General features: G+C 64.5%; 10 protein-coding genes and 1 other RNA gene. 2 read left to right on the forward strand and 9 right to left on the reverse strand.

Annotated elements, in window-relative coordinates:
• Window position 1 precedes the first annotated feature (1 nt).
• Window positions 2-430, reverse strand: coding sequence for a 50S ribosomal protein L13 (rplM, locus tag AC1DP9_RS15770; protein WP_092291883.1), 429 nt, complete (start codon window positions 428-430; stop codon window positions 2-4).
• A gap of 701 nt (window positions 431-1,131) precedes the next feature.
• Between rplM and AC1DP9_RS15775 the strand changes: the two genes are divergently transcribed.
• The gene (locus tag AC1DP9_RS15775; RefSeq protein ID WP_092291881.1) at window positions 1,132-1,554 is read left to right on the forward strand and encodes an OsmC family protein; all 423 of its coding nucleotides are present in this window, start codon (window positions 1,132-1,134) and stop codon (window positions 1,552-1,554) included.
• A gap of 22 nt (window positions 1,555-1,576) precedes the next feature.
• On the opposite strand, the gene rnpB is transcribed toward AC1DP9_RS15775, so the two are convergent.
• From rnpB to AC1DP9_RS15800, 5 genes are all read right to left on the reverse strand, one after another.
• Window positions 1,577-1,917: RNase P RNA component class A (rnpB, locus tag AC1DP9_RS15780), an RNA gene on the reverse strand.
• Window positions 1,918-1,941: 24 nt separating this feature from the next.
• Window positions 1,942-2,712 (reverse strand): DUF3025 domain-containing protein, encoded by a 771-nt coding sequence (locus AC1DP9_RS15785; protein ID WP_477107857.1) that lies wholly within the window; start codon window positions 2,710-2,712, stop codon window positions 1,942-1,944.
• A gap of 5 nt (window positions 2,713-2,717) precedes the next feature.
• Window positions 2,718-3,752: a dihydroorotase gene (gene pyrC, locus AC1DP9_RS15790; protein WP_092291877.1), complete on the reverse strand. Its 1,035-nt coding sequence runs from the start codon at window positions 3,750-3,752 to the stop codon at window positions 2,718-2,720.
• A gap of 10 nt (window positions 3,753-3,762) precedes the next feature.
• Complete coding sequence (locus AC1DP9_RS15795) at window positions 3,763-5,061, reverse strand: glycerate kinase type-2 family protein (protein WP_477107888.1); 1,299 nt, start codon at window positions 5,059-5,061, stop codon at window positions 3,763-3,765.
• 23 nt (window positions 5,062-5,084) lie between these two features.
• Window positions 5,085-6,158 carry a tartrate dehydrogenase gene (locus AC1DP9_RS15800; RefSeq protein WP_477107858.1) on the reverse strand — a complete coding sequence of 358 codons (1,074 nt, stop codon included), beginning with the start codon at window positions 6,156-6,158 and terminating at the stop codon, window positions 5,085-5,087.
• 131 nt (window positions 6,159-6,289) lie between these two features.
• Here AC1DP9_RS15800 and AC1DP9_RS15805 point away from each other — a divergent pair, with 131 nt between their 5' ends.
• Entirely contained in the window at window positions 6,290-7,120 is an 831-nt protein-coding gene (locus AC1DP9_RS15805; protein WP_092291871.1) for a class II glutamine amidotransferase, read from the forward strand.
• Window positions 7,121-7,207: 87 nt separating this feature from the next.
• Here AC1DP9_RS15805 and AC1DP9_RS15810 read toward each other — a convergent pair whose 3' ends face one another.
• From AC1DP9_RS15810 to AC1DP9_RS15820, 3 genes are read right to left on the reverse strand one after another with little or no spacing between them, the layout of a single operon-like run.
• Window positions 7,208-7,942, reverse strand: coding sequence for an amino acid ABC transporter ATP-binding protein (locus tag AC1DP9_RS15810; protein WP_092291869.1), 735 nt, complete (start codon window positions 7,940-7,942; stop codon window positions 7,208-7,210).
• Window positions 7,939-8,622, reverse strand: a complete 684-nt coding sequence (gene gltK, locus AC1DP9_RS15815; protein WP_092291867.1) for a glutamate/aspartate ABC transporter permease GltK — start codon at window positions 8,620-8,622, stop codon at window positions 7,939-7,941. The genes AC1DP9_RS15810 and gltK overlap by 4 nt, the downstream gene beginning before the upstream one ends.
• Before the next feature lie 10 nt (window positions 8,623-8,632).
• Window positions 8,633-9,361, reverse strand: a complete 729-nt coding sequence (locus AC1DP9_RS15820) for an amino acid ABC transporter permease (protein ID WP_092291865.1) — start codon at window positions 9,359-9,361, stop codon at window positions 8,633-8,635.
• Window positions 9,362-9,375 lie beyond the last annotated feature (14 nt).

Consider the following 9,375-nt stretch of genomic DNA (forward strand, 5'->3'; position numbering starts at 1 on the left):
CTTAGATGTCGAGCGTCTTGGGTTGCTGTGCCTCATGCGGATGATCGGCTTCGGCGTAAACCTTCAGCTTCTTGATCATTGCATAGCCCAGCGGACCCTTCGGCAGCATGCCCTTGACAGCTTTTTCCAGGGCGCGGCCCGGGAAACGCTGCTGCATCTTGCCGAACGTCGTTTCGTAGATACCGCCCGGGTAACCCGAATGGCGATAGTACTTCTTGTCCGTTTCCTTGGTACCCGTGACACGCAGCTTGGCTGCGTTGACGATGACGATGTAATCGCCCGTGTCGACGTGCGGAGTGAATTCCGGCTTGTGCTTGCCGCGCAGTCGGCGTGCCACTTCGCTGGCAACACGGCCGAGGACCTTGTCCGTCGCGTCAATCACGTACCAGTCGCGCTTTACCTCATGAGGCTTGGCGGAAAAGGTCTTCATGATTTTTCCTGACTATTGAATACTGCCCGATGTGACGGTCGCCGTTTTAGCGTCCTGTCGTTCGGCCGGCCCTTGGGACCTGACCTTCCTGCTTGTGTTTGCAGGCTCTCCCTGATTCCTTTTCCGGGGGCAATGACCGGAAAAGCCTGCGATTATACTCGGGGAATGCGATGGCGCACAAGCAAAGTCGTGGCTTTTCGTCAAGCCCCCTGCATCACATGGAAGCCGGGGACGAAATGTGGACAAAAGTGGACGAAAAAAAACCCAAGTCGGTTTGGACTTGGGTTTGAATCCACCAAAGGAGGAGGGTGGAGGAGACACTGGTAGATCGACGGGGCGGCGGGCGGTGCGGAGGGCTTTCGCTTTCGCACTCTGGCGCGCCAGATGCGCCGTCGTTCAATGAACTGAATTATACATAGCGGCCGTCGCAACGCAAGAAAATTTGCAGTGCGAAATCGAATTGCACATTGCGCAATGCTTTAATAGTCTCTTGCAAATGTTTGTCTTTCTTAAAAATCAAAGACTTAGCCTCAATGTGATGCTGAGTCATCGGCGCCACAATAGAGGATTCCCTCAGATTCCCAAGGGAAATCCCTCGCCTCTGGCACCATCCGCCGATGCCATATACTGACGAAATGCAAGATTCGTGATTGCCCGGACGTGAGCGCGAAAACACATTCGTAAACCCAGGAACGAACAAAATGGAATGCAAAGTGACATGGATGGGCCCGGAAGGCATGAGCTTCGTGGCCCAGACCGGCAGCGGCCATATCGTGGCGATGGACGGCGCGCCCGATGGCGGTGGCAACAACCTGGCGCCGCGTCCCATGGAGATGGTGCTGCTCGGCACCGGCGGCTGCACGGCCTATGACGTGGTGCTGATCCTCAAGCGTGGCCGCCAGGACGTGCGCGGCTGCACGGTAAAGCTCGAAGCCGAGCGCGCCAACGAGGACCCGAAGGTCTTCACGCGCATCAACTTCCACTTCACGGTGACGGGCCGCAACCTGAACCCGACCACGGTGGAGCGCGCGATCACGCTGTCGCACGACAAGTACTGCTCGGCCTCGATCATGCTGGCCAAGACCGCCGAGATCACGCACACGATGGAAATCGTCGAGGGCTGAACGCCCTGACGTCAGGAAGATAGAGCAAAGCAGGCCGATAAGCCGGATTCTGTGCGCGCGGCCCGCCTTGCGGCGCGCTGTGCGTGACAACCATTCCTCTAGGCCGACCGTTACCGGCCGGCTCCAGCTCCCTACCCGCAGACTCAGCGGGCCGCCTCATCGTCTGCCTATTTGGGATTGCTCCGGGTGGAGGTTACCGCGTTTCACCCTTCCCGCCAGGCGAACCCGGCGGCAAGACTCGTCTCTGTGGCCCTATTCCGCACGTTACCGTGGATGGCTGTTAGCCAACACCCTGCCCTGTGGAGTCCGGACTTTCCTCCCCTTGCCCCTTGCGAGACAAGCAGCGATTGTCTGGCCTGCTTTGCGGCCCGCAGTCTACCACCGAACTCAGCGGATCTGCCGCCCGGGGCGGAACACGGCCGTATCGTCGTAGAACGACGGCGCATCGTTCTCATCGCACCAGCCTGGAATGCCCAGCACCGGCAGCGGCGCGAAGCAGCGGCCGCCGCGCAGCGTGCCCTGCCCGGCTGCCTCGGCCAGCGATTCGGCAAGCTTCCGGTCGATGACCGCGCGCGGCGTGCCGGGCGGCATCGGCAGCCACCATGCGTGGGCCGTGATCGACTTGTAGGGCTGCACCAGCTTCTCCAGCAAGGCGTGGCCGAACGGGATGACCGTGCAGGCGCTGCCCCATGCGGCGCGCGCCTCCACGAACAGCGTGTGCCACGCAAACCCTTGCAGCGCCTGGGCCAGCCGGGTGTCCTCGGTCAGGAAAATCACTGCGTTTTCGTCGAATAGCGTCGCGGCATCGCGCAGGCCGCCGCGCACGGGCAGCACGCCATCACGGGCGATGGCCTCGGCCTGGAGCCGGTTCAGCACGGCCTTTGTCACGGGGAAATGGAGCCAGATCAGCGCGTTGAACGCGTCGTGGAGGTTGTCGCGCGTGGGAACGTGGCCGGTGGCGTGGATATGCGCCTCATAGGCCACCCCATCGGGGAGTTCAGACTGGGGGACGAAGCGCAGTGGCTGGTCGTTGGCGTTCGCCAGCCCGGCGGCGGCAGCTTGTTCGTTGAGCGCCGCGCGAGAATCGGCGGCGGAGAGCGCGACCCCGGACGCGGCGAATGGCCGGAACCACGGCCGCGTCCAGTCGATGCCAGGCAAGTCGCTTATTGCGCCTTCCAGCGCAGGGTCTCGCCGGCGCGCAGCGGCACCAGCGTGGTGTCGCCGTACGGCAGTTCAGCCGGCAACTCCCAGTCTTCGCGCGACAGCGTGAGCGTGCCGGTGTTACGCGGCAGGCCGTAGAACGCCGGGCCGTGGAAGCTGGCGAAGCCTTCCAGCTTGTCGAGCGCGCCGGCAGTATCGAACGCTTCGGCGTACAGCTCCATCGCATGCAGTGCCGTGTAGCAGCCCGCGCAGCCGCAGGCGTGTTCCTTCAGGCCGCGTGCATGCGGCGCGCTGTCCGTGCCGAGGAAGAACCGCGCGCTGCCGGACGTGGCCGCCTTGACCAGCGCCTCGCGATGGGTCTCGCGCTTGAGCACCGGCAGGCAGTAGTAATGCGGGCGGATGCCGCCGGTGAAGATCGCATTGCGGTTGTACAGCAGGTGGTGCGCGGTGATCGTCGCCCCGACCGGGCCTTCGGCCTCGGCCACGTACTGGGCCGCGTCCTTGGTGGTGATGTGCTCGAAGACCACCTTCAGCTCCGGGAAGTCCTTGCGCAGCGGCCGCATCACGCGGTCGATGAACACGGCTTCGCGGTCGAAGATGTCGATGTCGCCATCGGTCACTTCGCCGTGCACCAGCAACGGCAGGCCGGCGCGCTGCATGGCTTCCAGCGTGGCGGCGCAGCGGCGGATGTCGGTCACGCCGGCGTCGCTGTTGGTGGTGGCGCCGGCCGGGTACAGCTTCACCGCGTGGATGAAGCCGCTCGCCTTGGCGGCGACGATTTCCTCGGCGGGCAAGTTGTCGGTCAGGTACAGCGTCATCAGCGGCTCGAACGCCATGCCGGACGGCAGCGCGGCCAGGATGCGCGCGCGGTAGGCGGCAGCCTGCTCCACCGTGGTCACGGGCGGCTTCAGGTTCGGCATGATGATCGCGCGGCCGAACTGGCGCGCGGTGTCCGGCAGCACGGCGGCCAGCGCCGCGCCGTCGCGCAGGTGCAGGTGCCAGTCGTCCGGGCGGGTGATGGTGAGCGTCTGGGTCATAGCTGGAAATTCAAAGAATCAGGATGGCGCGGTAATCGTTCACGTTGGTGCGCGTGGGGCCGGTCTGGACCAGGTCGCCAATGGCATCGAAGAAGCCCCAGGCATCGTGCGCATCGAGTTGCTGGCGGGCGGAGACGCCGGCGGCCTCGGCGCGCTTGAGCGAATCGGGGCAGCACACGGCGCCGGCGTTGTCCTCGGAGCCGTCGATGCCGTCCGTATCGGCGGCGATCGCATGGATATTGTCCGCCCCGCCCAGCTCGATCGCCAGCGACAGCAGGAACTCCGAGCAACGGCCGCCCCGGGCCCGCTCGGCACCGCTCGCGGGCAGCGTCACCGTGCATTCGCCACCGGAAATCAGCGCCACCGGCGCGGCGAACGGCGCATTGTACGCGCGAATCTCGCGCACCAGCGCGGCATAGACCCGCGCGACTTCCTGGGCTTCGCCGGTCACGGTGTCACCCAGCACCACGGGCTGGATGCCCTGTTTGCGGAACAGCGCGGCGGCGGCTTCCAGGCTGCCGTGCGCGGTGGCGATCATGTGATTCTCGACCCGGGTGAACAACGGATCACCCGGCTTGGGCGTCTCGTCGATCTCGCCCCGCGCGCCGCGTTCCAGGTGGGATTGCACCGGGGCCGGCACCTTCGCGCCGTAGCGTTGCAGGATGGCCAGCGCATCGGCATACGTACTCGGATCGGCCACGGTGGGGCCGGATGCAATCGCGCTTGGATCATCGCCGGCCACATCCGAGACGATCAGCGTGGTCACGGGCGCCTTGCTCGCCTGCGCCAGCCGGCCGCCCTGGATGCGCGACAGGTGCTTGCGCACGATATTCATTTCTGTGATCGGTGCGCCACATCGGAGCAGTTCGCGCGTGGTGGCCTTGAGGTCTGCCATGGCGATGCCTTCGGCCGGCAGCGACAGCAGGCTCGACCCGCCGCCAGACACCAGGACGATCAGCCGGTCTTCCGGCCCGAGCGCCTGCACGCGGGCGAGGATGTCCGCCGCGGCCTGTTCGCCGGCCTCGTCGGGCACGGGATGGCCGGCCTCGATCACGCGGATATGGTCGGTCGGCAGGCCGTGCGCGTAGCGGGTGACAACGATGCCGTCGAGCGTGGCGCGGCCCGCGTAGGCGCGCTCCACGGCCAGCGCCATCGATGCGGCGGCCTTCCCCGCCCCGACCACGAGCGTGCGGCCGCCGGCATGGGGCGGCGGCAGGTGGGCGGCGACGATCTCGAGCGGGTCAGCTGCGGCCACGGCGGCCCGGAAGCTCTCCAGCAGCAGCGTGCGGGGGTCGATATGGGAGGTCACGGTGTTGGTGGTGTTAGCGGTATTCACAGCGCCTCCGCAATCGCACGACCCAGGTCGGCCGTTCCGGCGGTGCCGCCAATATCCCGCGTCAGCGGCGCGTGGCCCGGCCCGGCGGCCAGCACCTTCTCGATGGCGGCCAGCACGGCGGCGCCCGCATCGGCATGGCCGAGGTGCTCCAGCATCATCGCGCCGCACCAGATCTGGCCGATCGGGTTGGCCACGCCGCGCCCGGCGATGTCCGGCGCCGAGCCGTGCACGGGCTCGAACAGGCTCGGATAGGTCTTGTCCGGGTTGATATTGCCCGACGGCGCCACGCCGATGGTGCCCGTGCAGGCCGGGCCGAGGTCGGACAGGATATCGCCGAACAGGTTGCTGGCCACGACCACATCGAACCAGTCCGGATGCTGCACGAAGTGCGCAGTCAGGATGTCGATGTGGTACTTGTCCACCTTCAGGCCCGGGTAATTGGCCGCCATGGCCTCCACGCGCTCGTCCCAGTACGGCATGGTGATGGAGATGCCGTTCGACTTGGTGGCCGAGGTCAGGTGCTGCTTGGGCCTTTTCTGGGCCAGCTCGAACGCGAATTTCAGGATGCGGTCCACGCCGATGCGGCTCATCACGGTCTCCTGGACCACGATTTCGCGCTCGGTGCCCGGGAACATGCGCCCGCCGATGCTCGAATACTCGCCCTCGGTGTTCTCGCGCACCACGTAGAAGTCGATATCGCCAGGCTGGCGGCCGGCCAGCGGGCTCTTGATGCCGGGCATCAGGCGCACCGGGCGCAGGTTCACGTACTGGTCGAACGAGCGGCGGAACTGGAGCAGCGAGCCCCAAAGGGACACGTGGTCCGGGATTTTCTCGGGCCAGCCCACGGCGCCGAAGTAGATGGCGTCGTACTTGACCAGCGTGTCGAACCAGTCGTCCGGCAGCATCTTGCCGTGGCGGGCGTAGTAGTCGTAGCTGGAGAAGTCGAAGTGGTCCCACTGGAAGTCGATGCCGAAGCGGCGCGCGGCGGCGTCCATGGCACGGATGCCTTCGGGCATCACTTCCGTTCCGATTCCGTCTCCGGGAATGACAGCGATCTTGTATTGACTCATGGCTGGGAAGGGGCTGGGGCTGAACAGCAGGGGGGGGCGCCCGGGCGCCGCGCTTGGCAGCGTCCCGCACGCGCGGGATAATGTCTGCATTCTATTGCAAAGCGGCAGCCCCTTGCCGCACCGGTGCCCCCATGTGCCAGCTGCTAGGCATGAACTGCGCCACGCCAACCGACGTGACGTTCTCCTTCACGGGCTTTGCCGCCCGTGGCGGCGTAACCGACCACCATGCCGATGGTTTCGGCGTGGCATTCTTCGAGGACAAGGCCTGCCGGCTGTTCATCGACAACCAGTCCGCCGGCACCTCGCCGGTGGCGGAGCTGATCAAGCGTTATCCGATCAAGTCGAAAAACGTCATTTCCCATATCCGCAAGGCGACGCAGGGCACGGTGCTGCTCGAGAACTGCCATCCGTTCATGCGCGAACTCTGGGGCCGGCACTGGATCTTCGCGCATAACGGCGACCTGAAGGGCTTCTCGCCGTTCCTGTCCGGCGTGTACCAGCCGGTGGGCGATACCGACAGCGAACTCGCGTTCTGCACGCTGATGCAGGGGCTGCGCAAGCGGTTCCCGGGCTCCCAGCCGCCGCTGAACGAGCTGGGCCACGCGCTGGCGGACATCACGCGCGACATCACGCTGCATGGCGTTTTCAACTTTCTACTATGCAATGGCCAGGCGCTGTTCGCGCACTGCTCGACGCATCTGTACTACATCGTGCGGCAGTGGCCGTTCTCGAAGGCGCATCTGATCGATGCCGACCTGTCGATCGATTTCGCCCAGGTGACCACACCCGACGACCGCGTGGCCGTGATCGCCACCGCGCCGCTGACCGACAACGAGACGTGGACGCGCTTCATGCCGGGCGAGCTGATCATGTTCGAACATGGCCTGCCGACGATGACGCTGACCGTGCCGATCCCGCCCGAGGTGCAGGCGAAGAACGCGGCCAATACGGCGTGTACTTGAGGCTTTAGGCTTTGGGGAGGGTGAAGCGGAAGGGATGCTGCGCCCCTCTCCCGACGGGAGAGGGGGTCCGACGACCTGCTACACCAATTAGTGCTGCAGGATCTTCGACAGGAACTGGCGGGCGCGCTCCGAGCGGGCGGCGATGTCGCCGAAGAACTCTTCCTTCGGGCAGTCCTCGACGATCTTGCCGGCGTCCATGAAGATCACGCGGTTGGCCACCTTGCGTGCGAAGCCCATTTCGTGGGTCACGCACATCATGGTCATGCCTTCCTGAGCCAGCTGCACCATCACGTCCAGCACCTCGTTGACCATTTCCGGGTCAAGCGCCGAGGTCGGCTCGTCGAACAGCATGCAGATCGGGTCCATCGACAGTGCGCGGGCAATCGCCACGCGCTGCTGCTGGCCGCCAGACAGCTGACCGGGGAACTTGGCCGCCTGGTTCTTCAGGCCCACGCGCTCCAGGTACTTCAGGCCCTTGGCCATCGCCTCGTCCTTCGAGCGGCCGAGCACCTTCATCTGGGCGATGGTCAGGTTCTCGGTGATCGACAGGTGCGGGAACAGTTCGAAGTTCTGGAACACCATGCCCACGCGCGAGCGCAGCTTCGGCAGGTTGGTCTTGGCGTTACCCACCGAAGTACCGTCGACCAGGATGTCGCCCTTCTGGAACGGCTCCAGCGCGTTCACGGTCTTGATCAGCGTGGACTTGCCCGAACCGGACGGGCCGCACACCACCACCACTTCGCCCTTGGCAACCTTGGTGGTGCAGTCCGTCAGCACCTGGAACGTGCCGTACCACTTGGAAACGTTATTAATTTCGATCATACAGCCACCTTTTTCTGATAACGCTTGACCAGCAGCGAAGCGGAGAAGCAGATAACGAAGTACACGAAGCCCGCGAACAGCAGCATTTCGACGATGCGCCCGTCGCGCTCGCCAATGCCGTAGGCCTGGCCGAAGAAGTCAGCCAGCGCGCTCACGTAGACCAGCGACGTATCCTGGAACAGGATGATGCCCTGCGTCAGCAGCAGCGGCACCATGTTGCGGAACGCCTGCGGCAGGATCACCAGCCGCATGGTCTGGCCGTAGGTCATGCCCAGCGCCTGCGCGGCGAACATCTGTCCGCGCGACACGCTCTGGATACCGGCCCGGATGATTTCGGAGTAGTACGCGGCCTCGAACAGCGCGAACGCGATGAGCGCCGAGGTCATCCGCAAATCGGCCGCGGGCGACAGGTTGAACACCTTCTGCAGCAGCTGCGGGATGATCAGGAAGAACCACAACAGCACCATCACCAGCGGGATGGAGCGGAAGATGGTCACGTACCCCTGCGCAAACCAGTTCAGCGCCTTGAAGGAAGACAGGCGCATCATCGCAAGGATGGTGCCCCAGACAATGCCCACCACCACCGCGGTCACGGTGATCTTGAGCGACACCGTCATGCCTTCCCACAGCACGTCCAGCGTTTCGTGGTTGATGGAACTAAAGTCGAATTCGTATGCCATGTGCGCCCCTTTACTTGCCGCCGATGAAGCCCGGCACCCGGGTCCGGCGTTCCACCCAGCGCATGATCAGCATGACCGTCAGATTGATCAGCATGTACATCACCGTGACCGCAATGAACGATTCATACGGACGCGCCGTGTAATCCACCAGCTGGCGGCCCTGCGCGGCGAGTTCCAGCAGGCCGATCGTGGACGCCACCGCCGAGTTCTTGAAGATGTTCAGGAATTCGGAGGTGAGCGGCGGCACGATGACACGGAAGGACATCGGCAACAGCACGAAGCGGTAAGTCTGCGCGAGCGTGAAGCCCATCGCCAGGCCGGCGTTGCGCTGACCCGGCGGCAGCGAGTTGATACCCGAGCGCACCTGTTCGCAAACCCGGGCGGCGGTAAACGTGCCCAGGCAGAGCATGGCGGCCAGGAACTGCTGGGTGAACGGGTTCATCTGCTTGATCGCGTCGCCGAACGGCAGCAGCTCGGGAATCACGAAATACCAGATGAACAGCTGAACCAGCAGCGGAATGTTCCGGAAAATCTCGACATACGTCGCGGCAATACCCGACAGCAGCTTGTTCGGCACCGTGCGCAGCACGCCGAGCACCGAGCCGATGACGAGGGCGATGGCCCACGAGGTCAGGCCCAGCGCGATCGTCACCTTGAGACCGGAAATCATCCAGTCCAGGTACGTCTCGTTCTGCGCGGCCTGCTCGAGGAACACTCCCCAGTGAAAAATGTAATCCATAGTGCGTCCTTCAA

Source organism: Cupriavidus sp. 01L43 (assembly GCF_056399925.1).

Bases quoted from the DNA above. Each gene is read 5' to 3' on its own strand.
- AC1DP9_RS15800 (WP_477107858.1), bottom strand. From the start codon at position 6,158: ATGAGTCAATACAAGATCGCTGTCATTCCCGGAGACGGAATCGGAACG.
- gltK (WP_092291867.1), bottom strand. From the start codon at position 8,622: ATGGCATACGAATTCGACTTTAGTTCCATCAACCACGAAACGCTGGAC.
- AC1DP9_RS15805 (WP_092291871.1), top strand. From the start codon at position 6,290: ATGTGCCAGCTGCTAGGCATGAACTGCGCCACGCCAACCGACGTGACG.
- rplM (WP_092291883.1), bottom strand. From the start codon at position 430: ATGAAGACCTTTTCCGCCAAGCCTCATGAGGTAAAGCGCGACTGGTAC.
- AC1DP9_RS15820 (WP_092291865.1), bottom strand. From the start codon at position 9,361: ATGGATTACATTTTTCACTGGGGAGTGTTCCTCGAGCAGGCCGCGCAG.
- AC1DP9_RS15775 (WP_092291881.1), top strand. From the start codon at position 1,132: ATGGAATGCAAAGTGACATGGATGGGCCCGGAAGGCATGAGCTTCGTG.
- AC1DP9_RS15810 (WP_092291869.1), bottom strand. From the start codon at position 7,942: ATGATCGAAATTAATAACGTTTCCAAGTGGTACGGCACGTTCCAGGTG.
- pyrC (WP_092291877.1), bottom strand. From the start codon at position 3,752: ATGACCCAGACGCTCACCATCACCCGCCCGGACGACTGGCACCTGCAC.